The organism is Salarchaeum japonicum (genome assembly GCF_049705945.1).
In the GTDB taxonomy this organism is placed as follows: domain Archaea; phylum Halobacteriota; class Halobacteria; order Halobacteriales; family Halobacteriaceae; genus Salarchaeum; species Salarchaeum japonicum_A.
In genome coordinates this window covers 109,769-124,616 of the sequence record NZ_JBNAMV010000004.1, presented here as the reverse complement: position 1 = coordinate 124,616, position 14,848 = coordinate 109,769, and the positions used below count along the sequence as shown (strand labels likewise).

General features: G+C 67.9%; 11 protein-coding genes and 1 tRNA gene. 8 read left to right on the top strand and 4 right to left on the bottom strand.

What is annotated here, in order from left to right; translation table 11 throughout:
* The first annotated feature begins 172 nt into the window (after positions 1-172).
* Both ACOZ4O_RS02300 and ACOZ4O_RS02295 read left to right on the top strand, forming a co-directional pair.
* The gene (locus ACOZ4O_RS02300; protein WP_424523699.1) at positions 173-1,273 is read left to right on the top strand and encodes a helix-turn-helix transcriptional regulator; all 1,101 of its coding nucleotides are present in this window, start codon (positions 173-175) and stop codon (positions 1,271-1,273) included.
* 75 nt (positions 1,274-1,348) lie between these two features.
* A complete protein-coding gene (locus ACOZ4O_RS02295) occupies positions 1,349-3,136 on the top strand; it encodes a PAS domain-containing protein (RefSeq protein ID WP_424523698.1) in 1,788 nt (595 codons plus the stop codon).
* Position 3,137: 1 nt separating this feature from the next.
* On the opposite strand, the gene ACOZ4O_RS02290 is transcribed toward ACOZ4O_RS02295, so the two are convergent.
* Entirely contained in the window at positions 3,138-4,169 is a 1,032-nt protein-coding gene (locus tag ACOZ4O_RS02290; RefSeq protein WP_424523697.1) for a sodium:calcium antiporter, read from the bottom strand.
* Between the two features lie 88 nt (positions 4,170-4,257).
* Here ACOZ4O_RS02290 and ACOZ4O_RS02285 point away from each other — a divergent pair, with 88 nt between their 5' ends.
* Positions 4,258-5,343 (top strand): substrate-binding domain-containing protein, encoded by a 1,086-nt coding sequence (locus ACOZ4O_RS02285; RefSeq protein WP_424523696.1) that lies wholly within the window; start codon positions 4,258-4,260, stop codon positions 5,341-5,343.
* Between the two features lie 114 nt (positions 5,344-5,457).
* Positions 5,458-5,532, top strand: a tRNA-Glu gene (locus ACOZ4O_RS02280).
* Positions 5,533-5,669: 137 nt separating this feature from the next.
* Here ACOZ4O_RS02280 and ACOZ4O_RS02275 read toward each other — a convergent pair.
* On the bottom strand, positions 5,670-5,903 hold the full coding sequence (locus ACOZ4O_RS02275) for a DUF7385 family protein (RefSeq protein ID WP_424523695.1): 234 nt from the start codon (positions 5,901-5,903) through the stop codon (positions 5,670-5,672).
* A 42-nt stretch (positions 5,904-5,945) separates the two neighbouring features.
* The gene (locus tag ACOZ4O_RS02270; protein ID WP_424523694.1) at positions 5,946-6,887 is read right to left on the bottom strand and encodes an oxidoreductase; all 942 of its coding nucleotides are present in this window, start codon (positions 6,885-6,887) and stop codon (positions 5,946-5,948) included.
* 143 nt (positions 6,888-7,030) lie between these two features.
* Between ACOZ4O_RS02270 and ACOZ4O_RS02265 the strand changes: the two genes are divergently transcribed.
* Genes ACOZ4O_RS02265 through ACOZ4O_RS02250 form a run of 4 tightly spaced genes read left to right on the top strand, consistent with a single transcriptional unit; the run spans position 7,031 to position 13,510 of the window.
* Entirely contained in the window at positions 7,031-10,369 is a 3,339-nt protein-coding gene (locus ACOZ4O_RS02265) for an efflux RND transporter permease subunit (RefSeq protein WP_424523693.1), read from the top strand.
* On the top strand, positions 10,366-11,115 hold the full coding sequence (locus ACOZ4O_RS02260; protein ID WP_424523692.1) for a TrmB family transcriptional regulator: 750 nt from the start codon (positions 10,366-10,368) through the stop codon (positions 11,113-11,115). The genes ACOZ4O_RS02265 and ACOZ4O_RS02260 overlap by 4 nt, the downstream gene beginning before the upstream one ends.
* A 41-nt stretch (positions 11,116-11,156) precedes the next feature.
* Positions 11,157-11,903, top strand: coding sequence for an ABC transporter ATP-binding protein (locus tag ACOZ4O_RS02255; RefSeq protein WP_424523691.1), 747 nt, complete (start codon positions 11,157-11,159; stop codon positions 11,901-11,903).
* Positions 11,900-13,510: a hypothetical protein gene (locus ACOZ4O_RS02250; RefSeq protein ID WP_424523690.1), complete on the top strand. Its 1,611-nt coding sequence runs from the start codon at positions 11,900-11,902 to the stop codon at positions 13,508-13,510. Before ACOZ4O_RS02255 ends, ACOZ4O_RS02250 begins: the two co-directional genes overlap by 4 nt.
* On the opposite strand, the gene ACOZ4O_RS02245 is transcribed toward ACOZ4O_RS02250, so the two are convergent.
* The gene (locus ACOZ4O_RS02245; RefSeq protein WP_424523689.1) at positions 13,507-14,769 is read right to left on the bottom strand and encodes an MFS transporter; all 1,263 of its coding nucleotides are present in this window, start codon (positions 14,767-14,769) and stop codon (positions 13,507-13,509) included. The two genes, ACOZ4O_RS02250 and ACOZ4O_RS02245, sit on opposite strands and share 4 nt — an antisense overlap.
* Positions 14,770-14,848: the final 79 nt, after the last annotated feature.

Sequence of the window (14,848 nt, the reverse complement as noted above, 5' to 3'; positions counted from 1 at the left end):
CTCGTTTCCTCGAAAACGTTGCGTTCCGACCGCTTGGGGACGAGAGCGCGCGAGAGGGCGGCGTTCTCGGGTTCGACGGCCGCCCGTAACACCTGCAATACCTGCCAGACGGCGACCGATAGCCGCTCCGCGAACCCCTAAACATTTCATTCACGGATACGCAATCTCCGCCATGCCACGGGTCACTGCCGTCTGTGCGCTCCTCGTCGTGAGCGTCCTGCTCGCCGGTGTGGCTCCCGCGAGCGGCCTCGGCGACGCGGGAAGCGTCGGCACGGCCGACGGCCCGTCCTTCTCCAGCGTCCACTTCACCATCACCGTCAACGAGGACGGGTCGGCGCGGTGGACGTTCCAGTACCGGACGCCGCTCGAAAACGACTCCCAGCGCGCGGACTTCCGGGAGTTCGCGGCCCAGTTCGAGAACAAAACCGGGCCGCTCTACGAGAACTTCCGCGACCGCGCGCGAACGCTCGTCGCCGACGGCGAGAACGTCTCCGGACGGTCGATGAACGCCACGGACTTCTCGCGGACGGCGCGCGTCACGGGCCTGAACGACAACCTCGGCGTGGTCGAGATGGCGTTCACGTGGACGTCGTTCGCGCGCGTCCAGGGTGACCGCGTGCTCGTCGGCGACCTCTTCGAGGGCGGTCTGTACGTCGGGGAGAGCCAGCGGCTCGTCCTCGAAACCGGCGACGGACTGCGGTTCGCGTCGGTGAGCCCGCAGCCCGATTCGATGGCCGGCGAGACGCTCGCCGAGAGCGACTCCGTGACGTGGTTCGGGCCGACGGAGTTCGCGGACGAGCGCCCGCAGGCGACGCTCACCACCGCGCCGCTCACCACGGCCACGACGACCCAGCCCGGCGGAACGACCGCAGGCGGCGGGACGACGGACGACAGCGGGATTCCGTGGGTGCTCGTCGCGTTCGTCGCGCTGCTCGTAATTCTCGTGGTGGCGGCGGTCGGCGCGGCGGCGTGGCGCCGGCGCGACCGCGAACCCGCGGACGGCGATGGGGAAGACTCCGGCGTGCCGGCCGAACCGGCGGTCTCGGACGCGGAACTGCAGTCGGACGAGGAGCGCGTGCGCGAACTGCTGGAGACTCACGGCGGCCGGATGCGGCAAGTCCAGATCGTCGAGGAGACGGACTGGTCGAAGTCCAAGGTGAGTATGCTGCTCTCCGAGATGGAGGACGAGGGGGAGATCAGCCGTCTCCGTATCGGTCGGGAGAACGTCGTCAGCCTCCCCGGCCACGAACCCGGCGGCGACCGCGAGGAGTGACCGCCGCCCGCGACTTATTTTAAATTATCCGAGTGTATCCGCCAGCCTATATAGTCGGATGTCCTGGTCGAGGATATGGCTTCGTCGCCGCTGAACGACATAGTCTCGTTCAGCCCCGACAACCGCACGGTACGCGTTCTCCTCGTCGACGACGACGAAGCGACCGTGGAACTGTCGACGCGGTTCCTGGAGCGCGAGCTAACCGACGTGTCGGTCACCGGACTGACCGACCCGGTCATGGTCACCGGACACGTCCGGGAGCGCGAGTACGACTGCATCGTCAGCGACTACGACATGCCCGACCTGAACGGCCTCGACCTGCTCGCCGCGCTCCGGGAGGACGGCTGTCCGGTCCCGTTCGTGCTATTCACGGGGAAGGGGAACGAGGAAATCGCGAGTCAAGCGATCTCCGCCGGCGTGGACGAGTACCTCCAGAAGGACGGCCCGGATGTCTACCCCGTGCTCGCGAATAAAATAGAGACGCTCGTGGAGAAGCACTGGGCGGAGTCCCAGGTGCGGCAGGGCCTCCTCGCCATCGAGTCCGCGCAGGAAGGCATCGGCATCATCGACGCCGACGGCACGTTCCGGTACGTGAATCCGGCGTACGCGGACGTGTACGAGCGGACACGGGAGGAGATTCTCGGCGGGCACTGGTCGATGCTCTACGCCGACGACGAGCGCGCGCGGTTCGAGACCGAGATACTGCCCGAACTCGAATCCAAGGGGGCGTGGCGTGGGCGCGCGACCGGCGTGACGAAATCCGGCCGATCGGTCCCCGAACGCCTCGCGTTGACGCAGCTGGCGGACGGCGGCCACGTCTGCGTCGTCGAGGACCTCACCGCGGAGGAGGACTTGCTGGACGACCTCGCCATCCGGGACCGCGCGCTCGACGCCGCGTCCCTCGGCGTCGTCATCACCGACCCGTCGGGGGACGACAACTCCATCGTGTACGTGAACCGGGGGTTCACCGAGATGACGGGGTACAGTCGGGAAGAGACTGTCGGGCGGAACTGTCGGTTCCTCCAAGGGCCGGAGACGGACCCGGCGAGCGTTCGAGAGCTCCGGGAGGCGGTTGAGGCTGAGGAGTCCGTGACGACGGAGATACTGAACTACACGAAGGACGGAAAGCCGTTCTGGAACCTCCTGGAGATATCGCCGGTCACGAACGACGCGGGCGAGACGGTGAACTTCGTCGGGTTCCAGCGCCAGATAACGAAACGCAAGGAACACACCATCGCCATCGAGGAGCAACTGGAGTGGCTGCACGACTTCGGGCAAGTGCTCTCACACGACCTGAAGACACCGCTCACGGTGCTGAAGGGGAATATCGAACTCGCGCGGGAGGGCGACGAGACGCGACTGGACGACGCGCGCCGGGCGGCGGACCGACTGGACGCGCTCATCACCGACCTCTCGAACGTGATGCAGCAGGGCGACCTCGTGACGGACATCGAGCCGCTCGACCTCGCGGCGGCGTTCCGGTCGTGGGACGCGTTCGAAACCGAGCCGGCGTCGTTCACAGTGGTGGACTCAAAGCGCATCCGGGCGGACGAGCGTGCGGCCGTCAGGCTCGCGGACAACCTCGTGAAGAACACGGTCGAGCACGCGGACCCGGATACCGCGATGCGGGTCGGCGCGCTCCCCGGCGGTTTCTACTACGAGGACGACGGTCCCGGCATCCCGACGCACGAACGCGACAGCGTGTTCAAGCCCGGGTACTCCACGAAGCCCGGCGGAACCGGGTTCGGGATGGTGAGCATCAAACAGATCGCGCTGGCGCACGGCTGGAACGTCTCCGTCGGTGAGAGCGCGTCCGGCGGCGCGCGCTTCGAGTTCACGGGCGTAGAATCACCGGACGAGTAACTCACGCGCCCTTGATGACGCTCGTGACGCCGAGCGTCTCCGCGACGACCCACGCGACGAACAGAATGTAGCTGGTGAGCAACGCGACCGATTCGACCGTGGTGAGGGAGAGGTCGGTGCGGAGCGCGGTGAACAGGAGGATGGTGGCGAGCGTGAGCACGGCGAACATCGGCACCGCGACCGCGAAGTTCACGGTGACCGCGCCGACGATGAGCACGCCGACAGGCACGGCGACGAGGAGGTCGAACGTGTTCGACCCGAAGACGTTTCCGAGGCTCGTCGCGCCGTTCCCGTCCCGCGCGGACTGCACGCTCACGAGCGTATCCGGGAGGCTCGTCGCCGCCGCGACGACCGTCACGCCGAGCAGGAACTCGGGGACGCCGAACGTGCCGCCGAGGGATTCGACGGCGTGCACGAGCTGCTCAACCGCGACGAGAATCACCAGGAGGCCGGCGGCGAGCGTCCCCCACGCCCGCGGCGCGGAGATGCTCGGGTTTCCGGGCGCGTCGGCGTCGGACACGTCCTGCCACTGAATGAAGAGGTAGAGTCCGTAGAGGAGGAGCGGAATCATCGCGAGCGGCCGCGTCAGATTGCCGTTCAGCGCCGGTCCCGGACCGGGCGCGTAGATGACCGCGAGCGCGAGCGTCACGACGAGCGCGGACACCGCGAGCATGTAGAACTGGGCTTCCTTGTAGACGATGGCGCGGCTCGCGGACAGGTCGTCGTCCGCCGTCAGCCCCGAGAGCGCGGGAATCACGAGAACGTTGAAGATAGCGGACCCGACCACCGCGCCGATACCGATGTCGAACGCGCCCGCGAGCGCCGCGAACACCACGCTCGCCAACTCGGGGAAGCTCGACCCGACCGCGACCACCACTGACCCCTGCACGACCGCCGGCAGGCCGTAGTACGCCGCGAGGTTCTCCGCGGACTCCTCCAGCCACCCGCTTCCCACCCAGACGAGCGCCGTCGCCACCGCGAGAACGAGCGCGTTCACCGCCGGCGACGACGGCACCAGACCCCAGAGAGCCATTATCTCGGTCTCGCACGCCCACGGGAATCAAGCCACCGAAACACCCCGCACCCCGGGATTGAATAGTCGTCCGCGGCGACCTCCGCGTATGCCCTCCGACACCCACGGAACGCGTCGCGCGGTCGTCGCGGGTGCCGCAGGCGCGCTCGCCGGACTCGCCGGCTGTTCCGGGCTCGCCGACCTCTGGCCGGACGGCGACCCGCCGCCCGCCGACACGACCACCAGCCCGACCACCGGAGAACAGAATCGGACTGGCGAGGGGGCCGCGTCCACGTTGGCCGTGCAGAGCACGCCGACGCTGTCCTCGGTCGTGCAGCCCGCCGCCGGCCTCTGGAACACGAACCCGAAACCGGACGCGGACCGCGTCGTTTGGTCGCGCTTCGACACCCGGCCGTCCTTCCAGAACCGCCTCGCGAACTACTTCGCGGGTCGCGCGGGCATCACCTCATTCGGCGGCCGCGCCGACCCGCCGTTCCGCGTCGCATCCGCCGTCGGACCCGCCCCCCGCGTCGCGTCCGCGCTCCTCGACGACCGTGTCGACCTCGCCACCGTCGACGACGGTCCGCGCGCCGACGGCTCGAACCCGAAGGGACCGTTCGGCGAGCGCGCGAACGAAGTCGTCCGCCACCCGGTCGGCCGGGCCGGCTGGGTGTTCGTCGTCTCTCCCGGGCTCGCCGACGCCGGCGTGGACGCGCTCACCCCCGACCGGATACGCCGCGTGTTCGCCGGCGACATCGACACGTGGCAAGCCGTCGGCGGCCCCGACCGCGAACCGTTCGTCTTCCTCGGCCCCGACATCACCGGCACCAACCTCCCGTACGAGACCTTCCTCCGCCAGAACGGCTACGCAACGGCCGGCGTCGACGCCCGGTACGGCCAGGCCGCCGAGATGGTTACGGCCGCCGCGAACCGCGAGCACGCCATCGGCGTCCTCCCCGCTCGCGGCGTCCACCTCGCCCACGCCCGCGGCGTCCCGACGCTCGACGTCCTCGTCGACGGCGAGCGCCGCGGCGTCTCCGACGACTACCCGATGACCGCCACCGTCGGCTTCTACACCCACGGCGACCCCGACCAACGCGGACGCGCCTTCCTCGACCTCCTCACCTCGCCGTTCGGACAGCGAACACTCGTCGGCCGCGAAGTCATCCCACGCACCCTCCCCGACGACTGGTGACTCGGCGCAGCGGATGACACGAAGACACAGGCCCGTCCCGAAAAGTGAGGTTTAAATATCGCCGGCGTCTCCAATCGAGTGAAGCGGGCGCGGCCCGCGGACGAACGCACCAGTGCTCTGTTGGTGTAGTCCGGCCAATCATCTTGCCCTCTCACGGCAAGGACCAGGGTTCGAATCCCTGACGGAGCACTTCACATTCTTCGAGAACTCACGACTCGGAGCCGAGCGTGCTGTAACGACGAAGGAGGTCGAGACGGAGGACGAAACCGCGGTCTACTATCGGCTGGCGTAGCGCGCGATAGTCGGCGGTTCGGCGCGTTCTGGGTTTACTGTTTGTGCGTGAAGATGAGTGCGCGGTCGTCGTCGACGCCGACGCAGAAGTCGAGTTGCTGGGAGAGATTGAGACTGGTGGGGTTTTCCTTGCAGACGACGAGGTCGTCGAAGGGCTCGCCGCAGGCGGGGCAGGCGACGGAGACGGTGTTCTGGTAGGTTTTCAGTGCGCGGTTCTCCTCGCGCGGGGTCAGGGAGGAGACGAGTTCGTCGAGTTCGACGTCGTCCATACGGTCTCACCGGACTGATACGGTATAAATTCTCGGCGTCGACTAGGGTTCGGGGAGGTCGAAACTGACGCCGGTGAGTTCTTCGGAGACGGTCCAGAGGCGGCGCGCGGTGTCCTCGCTGTAGGAGCGGTCGCTCGACTGCTGGGTGCCGGGGTGGCCGCGCATGTCGAACAATCCAGTGGGGCCGACGTATTCGCCGCCGTCGATGTCGGGCTCGGTGGCGGCGTAGAGGAGCGGCCACGCGCCCTGTTCGGCGCTCTGCGCGACCAAGACGTTCGCGGCTTTCATCGCGAGCACGCGGAGGCGACTCCCCTCGGCTTCGGGGCCGCGGAGTTGGAGGTTGGTCGCGGCGTATCCGGGGTGGCAGGCGACGCTGGTGACGCTCGCGCCGGCCGCGCGGAGGCGGCGGTCGAGTTCGTACGCGAACAGGACGTTCGCGAGTTTCGACCGCGCGTACGCGTCCCACTTGTCGTAGTCGTGTTCGCTCTGGAGGTCGTCGAAGTCGATGCGGCCGCGTTCGTGGACACCGCTCGACTGTGTGACCACGCGGGCCTCGCCGTTCGTCCGGCGGAGTACGGGGAGGAGGTACGCGGTGAGCGCGGCGTGCCCGAGGTGGTTCACGCCGAACTGGGTCTCGAAGCCGTCCGCAGTCTCGGAGCGCGGTATCGCCATCACGCCGGCGTTGTTCGCGAGGACGTTCAGCGCGTCGTACTCCGCGCGATACCAGTCCGCGAACCGTTCGACGGAATCGAGGTCGCCGAGGTCGAGTTCGTGCACTGTCAGGGACGCCCCCGGATACTCCTGTTCGATTTCGCGTTTCGCGTTCCGGCCGCGGTCGGTGCTCCGGCACGCCATGACGACGTGCGCGCCGGCCGCGGCGAACGCCGCCGTCGCTTCGAACCCGATGCCGCTGTTCGCACCGGTCACGACGACGGTGTTTCCGGCCTGCGACCCCATTTCGGACGGCGTCCAGTCACTCGACATACCCGAGTGTACGTTCGCACGCCACATAGGTCCGCACCCCGCCGGGAGGCGTGTCACTTCCAGAAAGGATATGTACCGAACGCCATTCGATACGAACGAGTGAGATTTGTGAGTAGCATTCTACTGACAACGGTGGTGGTTGGGTGAGTCGGTTCGACCGCCTCGTCACCGCCGTTACCGACCACAGTAAAGCCGCGATAGCCGTCATGGTGCTGTTGACGGTCGTCGTCGGCGCCGGCGCACCGATGGTCGAGCAGTCGTCGTCGCTTGGGGCGTTCCAGAGCGACACGACCGAATACCAGAAACTCGACTACATTCAGGACACCTTCCAGTCCGGCCAGAACACGACATCCGTTCAGGTGATCATGCGCGGGGAAAACGTCCTCGCGAAAGAACAACTCCTCAAGAGTCTCGACCTCCAGCAGTCGATACGAGAGAACGCGACTGTCGCGCCCTCCCTGGTGAACGAGTCACCGACCTCGGGCGTGGCGAACGCCGTCGCGACGACGGCGATCCGACAGGAGCAAGCCGCTGAACTCGAACAACGTCGCCAACTGTTGAACGAGACGGCGGCAGCGCTCCGCGCCGCGCTCACGGACCTCCGGCAGAACCCGAATGCGTCCATCGAGGCTGCGTTCGCGGACGTTCGCGCGAGCACGTCGGTTGAGCTGAACGACACAGACTACGCGACGTTCGAAACCGCCGCCCAGCAGCTACGGAACGCGTCCAGCGAACAGGCTGTCGACAAGGCGTACACGCTCGGCACGCGGAACGTGCTCGCTGACGACTACGCGGCGCTTCAGGAGGACGCGAACGACCTCCAGAACGCCGACACGCCCAGTCTGACCGAGCAAAAAGACCAACTCCGGTCCATGAACGCGAGCGAAGTCGACTCGCTCGTCGGCACCCTCCTCCAGAACGGGAACGGCGGGAGCGGCGGTGGCTTGCTCGCGCTGATGCCGACGGACTACGAGTCCGGGAGCGCGTCCGCGACGATGGTACTCGTCACGCAGACCACGCAGGGCGACAGCGAAATGGGGTCCGCGAGCGACCGACTCGTCGAGACGCAGACCGTAATACAGGATCTTGCGACGTCCCGGAGTGACGGGAACACCTACATGGTGTTCGGCGGCGGCATCATCGCTGACGAAATCACGCAGTCCATGACGGACAGCGTGCTCATCGTCGGACCGCTCGCCCTCATCTTCGTCCTCCTCACGCTCATCATCGCGTACCGCGACCTCCTCGACATCGTGCTCGGCCTCCTCGGCATCGCCGCGGTGCTCGTGTGGACGTTCGGCTTCATGGGCTGGGCGAACATCTCGTTCAACCAGATCTTCATCGCCGTTCCAGTCCTGCTGATCGGGCTGAGTATCGACTACGCGATACACATCTTCATGCGGCACCGCGAGGAGCGTGAGGCCGTTGAGGAAGGCCCCCGCGGGTCGATGCGGGTCGCGTTGGCCGGCGTCGGTATCGCCCTCGTCTGGGTGACCGCGACCACCGTCATCGGGTTCCTCTCGAACCTCGTCAGTCCGCTCCCGCCGATTCAGAACTTCGGTATCGTGTCCAGCGTCGGCATCACCGCGGCGCTCCTCGTGTTCGGCGTGCTGATTCCCGCGGTGAAGGTCGAACTCGACGAGTTCCTCGAATCTCGTGGGTACGACCGGAAGAAGCGCGCGTTCGGCACGGGCGGCGGCCGACTCGGCAAGGCGCTCACTCTCGGCAGCACGGCGGCGAAGAAGTCGCCGTGGCTCGTCATCCTGTTCGCCGTCCTCCTCAGCGCCGGCGGTGCGTACGGCGCGACGCAGGTCGACACGTCGTTCAGTCAAACGGACTTCATCGCGGAGGACCCGCCGGCGTGGATGCAGGACCTCCCGGAACCGTTCAAGCCCCACGACTACACGGCGAAGAAGAACCTCCAGTACGTCAACGATAACTTCCTGCGGCAGGACTCGCAGGCACAAATACTGATAGAGGACGGGGTGACGAGCGATACAGCGCTCGAACGCCTCCACGACGCTCAGAAAGCTGCCGCTGAGAAGAACGTGACCGTCACGCTCTCCGGCGGCGACGCCGCCATCCAGAGCCCGCTCACGGTGATGGAGGAGGTGGCGGCGCAGAACGAGACCTTCAACGAGACGTACACCGCCGCGGACACCGACGGGAACGGTGTCCCCGACCGCAACGTTGCGGCTGTCTACGACGCGCTGTTCGCCGTCGCGCCCAACCAGGCGCAGGGCGTCATCGCCCAAGAGGGCGACAACTACGCGGCGCTCCGGATGGTCGTCTCCGTCTCGGGCGGTGCGTCCAACGCCGACATCACAGAGCAAATGCGGGCCGTCGCGGAAATCGTCGACGGCAACGGCCTCACCGCCACCGCGACCGGGCAGAGCATCACCTTCAAGATAATTCAGGACCAGCTGCTCGAAACCGTCATCGAGAGCCTCATCGTCACCCTGGTCGCCATCGTCGTCTTCCTGATGGCTGCCTACCGGCTCACCGAGGGCAGTGCGACACTCGGGCTCGTGACTCTGCTCCCCGTCGTGTTCAGCGTCGCGTGGATTCTCGGGACGATGTATCTCGCGGGAATCCCGTTCAACGTCCTCACGGGGATGATCACGAGCCTCACGGTCGGACTCGGGGTCGCGTACAGCATCCACTTGAGCGAGCGGTACAACCAGGAACTCGAACGCCGCGAGGACGCGTTCGAAGCCCTTCGCGTCGCGCTCAAGGGGACCGGTGGCGCGCTCCTCGGGAGTGCCGCGACCACTGTCGGCGGATTCGGCGTGCTCGTGTTCGCCGTGCTCCCGCCGCTCCAACAGTTCGGCATCATCACGGGCATGACCATCATCTACGCGTTCCTCGCAGCCGTGCTCGTGCTGCCGAGCCTTCTCGTCGTCTGGACGCGGTACACGAACCCGCTCGGCGGCGACGAGTTCGACGGCGACGCCGGCAGCGACGACGCGACAGCGGCCGACGACGCTGCGGTCGCGAGCGACGCGCCGACCCGCGACGCCTCGCCGCGGTTCGTGCAGCCCGGCGGCGAAGCGACAGTCGTCGTCCACCTCCCAGAACTGTCCGGTCGCGCGCTCCTTCGGGAGGACGCACCGGTCGAATCGCTCGACCACGTCGACCCCGAACCGCTCAGCGCCACGGTCAGCGACGGCACGCTCTACGCCGTCTGGGAGACTGACGACCCGACGCCCGGCCGCGTCGAGTACACAGTCTCGGTTCCGTCCGACGCCCGCGACAACGAGACCGTGCGCTTCGACGGCGAACTCCGCACCCGCGGCGGCGCGACGGCCGTCGAGGGCGACGGGTTCGTCACCGTCGTGAGCGACGTGTTCGAACGCATCGTCAGCGAGGGCGAAGTGAGCCAGCAGGACCTCGCGCTCGCCGCCGAGCAGCTCGAGGCGGGCGCGCTGTCGCCAGAGCAGTACGAACGCATCCACCAGCAGTGGCTGACCCAGGACGAATGAACGAACCGGACGCGGTCGACGCTCTCACCCGGCTCGGCCTCTCGACGTACGAAGCCCGCGTGTTCGTGGCGCTCCAGCGCCTCGGCACCGGCACGGCGAGCGACGTGGCCGAAGTGGCTGACGTGCCGCGGTCGCAGGTGTACGGCGCCGCCGAGGACCTCGAACACGCCGGGCTGCTCGAAGTCCAGCAGACGACGCCGCGCCGCTACCGTCCGGTGTCGCTGGACGCGGCGCGCGACCACCTCCGGGAGCGATTCGAGGCCGACCGCGACCGCGCGTTCGACTACATCGAGTCCGTGCAGGGCGAACTCGCGGATCCCGACGAGAACCGGGAGGCCATCTGGACGGTCACCGGCACGGACGCCGTCGCCGACCGCATCGTCGACGTTATCGAGGACGCGACCGACCGCGCGTTGTTCGGCACGGGAGACACCGCGTTCTTCCCCGACGCCATCCGGGACGCGCTCGCCGACGCGGCCGACCGCGGCGTCGTCGTGCAGGTCGTGAGCGAGGACGAAGACGTGCTCGCCGACGCGACCGACGCAGGCCTCGAAACCAGCAGAGTCGGGACGCCGATGGAGCCAACGCCGCCGTCGAGCAGAGTCGCGCTCGTGGACGGCGACACGATCGTACTCGGCGTGCACGACGGCGCGACCGAGACCGCGATGTGGAGCGCGAACTCGCGGTTCGCATCCGTGCTCACCGAGTCCCTGGAAACCTGGTTCGCGAACGAGCTCGACGTGTAGCTCCCGGAACTTATTCCTCCCCCGACTGTTCACTCTTCGATATGCCAACCCCCGCTATCGAGGCGACCGGCCTCACCAAGCGCTACGGCGACGAGACCGCCGTCGACGGCCTCGACTTCTCCATCCCCCAAGGTACGGTGTACGGCTTCCTCGGGCCGAACGGTGCCGGGAAGACCACGACGATGCGGATGCTGACGACGCTCACGAAACCGACGCACGGCACCGCGTCCGTCGCCGGCGCGTCCATCGACGACCGGGACGCGCTCGTGGAACGAATCGGCTACCTCCCCGAAGAACCGCCGCTGTTCGACGAACTCACCGGCCGCGAACAACTCGAGTATATCGCCGGCCTCCGCGACCTCCCGCCCGCCGACGCTACCGCCCGCATCGACGACCTTCTCGAACGCTTCGGCCTCGCGGACGACGCCGACAAGCGAATCAGCGCGTACTCGAAGGGAATGAAGCAGAAAGCCGGCATCATGCAGGCGCTCCTCCACGACCCCGAAGTCGTGTTCCTCGACGAACCCACGTCCGGCCTCGACCCCCGCGCCGCCCGCACCGTTCGCGACACCATCGACGACCTCGCCAAGGACGAAACCACCGTCTTCCTCTCCAGTCACATCCTCTCCGTGGTCGACGAACTCGCGGACACCGTCGGCGTTCTCTTCAAGGGCGACCTCGTCGCGGAAGGCGGTCCCGAGGCCCTCAAGAAACGCGCCGAAACCGGCGAACAGCAGAGCCTCGAAGACGTCTTCCTCGAAGTCACCACGGAGGTCGACGGCACGTGAAAACGCCGAACCTCGGGCACGCACTCCTGTTCGCGCGCGTCGAGACGAAGCGCCGCATCCGCGTGCTCCTCCGCAGCCGCCTCCAGGCCGGCGCGCTCGCCATCGCCGGCATCTTCCTGGTCGTGTTCAGCGCCGCGGCCGCGCTCGGCGCGTTCAACATCGGCGAATCCGTCTCCGGCCCCATCGACGCCGAAATCGTCGAGTACGGACCGCTCGCCGCGTCCGCACTCTTCCTCGGTGCGACCGGCCTGACCGCCATCCGCATCGTCGGCGAACAGGGCGAACTCGACCACGAGGCCGGTATGCTCACCACCATCCCCTACCGGGACGGCGTGCTCGGCCTCCTGCTCGCGGAACTCGTCGGCGTCGCCGCGTACGCCGCAGTCCCCGTCGTCTGTATCTCCGTCGGAATCGCCGTCGGCTCCGGGTCCGTCGTCCTCGGTGCATCCGTCCTCGTCGCCGCGGGCACGCTCGCGGCCGTCGGCACGCTCGCCGGCCACGCGCTCGGCTACGCCCTCCGCTACGGGTTCACCGCGAACAGCCGGCTCGCCAAGTACAAGACGCCGCTCGGCGTCGCCATCTTCCTGGTCTACCTCTACGTCGTCGGCGTCTCCCAGGACGCGTCGTTCTTCATGCCGCTCCTCGACGCGGTCGGCGCGACCCCCATCGGCTGGATCGGCCTGCTCCCGTTCGCCGTCGTCGGCGACGCCGCCGTCACCGAAGCCGTCGCCGGCCTCGTAGTGGCCGTCGTCGCCCTTCCGGTCCTGCTCGCGGCCGCCATCCGCGGCGCGGGCGCCGCCTGGTACGCCGACGAAGCCCACACCGAAGCGCGCGTCGAACGCGAGGAGACCTCCGTCTCTGCCGGCCCGCTCGAACGCGTCGTCGGCCGACCCTCGGCGTGGGTCGCGCGCACGGCGTGGACGCGCGCCCGACGCGCTCCCATCAAACTCGTGTTCGTCATCTATCCCGCGTTCGTCCTGCTCACGCCGGTCACACAGGCCGTTCAGACGGGAGAGGTGCCCGCGACTCTGCCCGCCATCTTCGCCGTCTACGGCGCGTGGGCGGCCGGCGCCGGGTTCGCGCTCAATCCACTCGGGGATGAGGGCGCGATGCTCCCCGTCACCCTCACCAGTGGCGTTCCCGGCCGGTCGCTCGCCCGCGGCCTCGTCTCCGCCGGCGCGGTCGCCGGCGCGTCCGTCGTCCTCCCGCTCACCCTCGTCTCCGCCGTCCTCGTTCCGTTCGACGCCGTCCAGCTCGGACTCCTCACCGTGTCGACGGTCGCGCTGCTCGTCGGCGCGTGCATGCTCGCGACCGGCATCGGCACGCTGTTCCCGCGCTTCGAGGGCGTCCGCATCTCGCGCAGCCGCCGGGTCGTCGCGCCGAGCCTCGTCGCGTTCGGCATCTACTCGCTCGTCCTGCTCGTCGTCGCCGCGCCCGGTCTCGCGACGCAGGTGCCCGCGGTCGCTGACGCGCTCGCGGACGGGATCGGTATCACCCCGGCACTCGTACAGGCCCTCGGCACACTCGTCACCGCGGTGTTCGTCGGACTATGTGGGTACGCGAGCTATCGCGTCGCCGGCTCCAGAATAGACGACTACCGCCTCTAATCCTGCGGCGCGGCGGCCGGCCCCGCACCGGGGTCGACGGTCTCCGCGACCTGCGTGTACACGAGCACCAATCCCACCACCGCAAGCAGTCCGCCGAACACGAACGGCGCGGCGTAGTCAAGGGTGTACAGCACGCCCGCCGCGAGCGGGCCGATGGCGGTTCCGAGGCCGAAACTCATCGTGAGGATGCTGAGTTTCGTCCCGGAGTCGCCGTGCCGGGCGAGGTCGCCCGCGAGCGCGAACGCGGGCGCGAACACCATCGCGCCGGCGACGCCCTGCACGAACCGCGCCGTTATCATCTGCGCGGGCGTGGTGACGAACCCCTGAACGAGTGTCGCGGGCGCGAGGATGACGAGACCGAGGAGGATGAACGGCCGTCGGCCGTACCGGTCGCTCAGACTCCCCACCGGGACCTGCACGAGCACTTGCGCGAGGACGAACGCCGCGAACTCCACGCCGAACAGGAAACTCCCCTGGTCGAGGCGGGCGTTCACCTTCGTCTCGATGGCGGCGAGGAGCGCGATGCCGATGGCCATGAAGAGGGAGGCGAGGCCGAGCGTGAACACGGGGTCAAGGACGCCGCGGTTCGCGGAGTTCAACACCTCGATGGAGAGGTCCTCGCTCGCGCTCGCTTCCGTGTCCTCAGCGTCCTCCACGAGCGCGTACACGAGGAGCGTCGCGACGAGCGCCGCGCCGGCGGCGAACGCGAACGCGGCGTTGTACCCGTAGAGGTGGACGAACGTTCCGGCGGCGACGGGGCCGATTCCGAACCCGAGCAAGCGGAACGTGTTGAACACGCCCATGCTCTCCCCGCGGCTCTCGGCCGAGGAGAGTTCGTTCACGAGCGCGATGGTCGCCGGGACGGTGAACGCGACGCCGAGGCCCTGGAGGGCGCGGATACCGAACAGGCTGAAGTAACTGCCCGCGAGGACGTACGCGAGGTTCGTTATCGTGAGAATGCCGAGCCCGGCGATGATGAAGAGTTTGCGCTTCCCGAGGCGGTCGCTCCACCGGCCGGTGAACGGCTGCGCGAAGCTGTTGAGGAAGCCGAACAGGGAGAGCACGAGTCCGGTCGCGAGTCCGAGCGAGAGCGTCGTGGACAGCCCGAACAGCCCGACAAACACGCCGGACTCGCCGCCGCCGACGAGCTTCTCGATGTAGAGCGGGAGGACGACGATGAGGAAGGAGTTCCCGATGGCGTCCGCCATCCGCGCGAGCGCCAACACGATGATGCGGCGGTCGGTGTCCAGCACGCCCATCAGGCCATCCCTCCCGCGCGAGACAGTACGGACTCAGCGAACAGAACGAACATACTGACCGCTTGTTCAGTCCGCGGGA

Excerpts from the sequence above, each read along its gene's own strand:
- ACOZ4O_RS02255 (WP_424523691.1), top strand. The coding sequence starts at position 11,157 with ATGCCAACCCCCGCTATCGAGGCGACCGGCCTCACCAAGCGCTACGGC.
- ACOZ4O_RS02290 (WP_424523697.1), bottom strand. The coding sequence starts at position 4,169 with ATGGCTCTCTGGGGTCTGGTGCCGTCGTCGCCGGCGGTGAACGCGCTC.
- ACOZ4O_RS02260 (WP_424523692.1), top strand. The coding sequence starts at position 10,366 with ATGAACGAACCGGACGCGGTCGACGCTCTCACCCGGCTCGGCCTCTCG.
- ACOZ4O_RS02285 (WP_424523696.1), top strand. The coding sequence starts at position 4,258 with ATGCCCTCCGACACCCACGGAACGCGTCGCGCGGTCGTCGCGGGTGCC.
- ACOZ4O_RS02275 (WP_424523695.1), bottom strand. The coding sequence starts at position 5,903 with ATGGACGACGTCGAACTCGACGAACTCGTCTCCTCCCTGACCCCGCGC.
- ACOZ4O_RS02270 (WP_424523694.1), bottom strand. The coding sequence starts at position 6,887 with ATGTCGAGTGACTGGACGCCGTCCGAAATGGGGTCGCAGGCCGGAAAC.
- ACOZ4O_RS02295 (WP_424523698.1), top strand. The coding sequence starts at position 1,349 with ATGGCTTCGTCGCCGCTGAACGACATAGTCTCGTTCAGCCCCGACAAC.
- ACOZ4O_RS02245 (WP_424523689.1), bottom strand. The coding sequence starts at position 14,769 with ATGGGCGTGCTGGACACCGACCGCCGCATCATCGTGTTGGCGCTCGCG.
- ACOZ4O_RS02300 (WP_424523699.1), top strand. The coding sequence starts at position 173 with ATGCCACGGGTCACTGCCGTCTGTGCGCTCCTCGTCGTGAGCGTCCTG.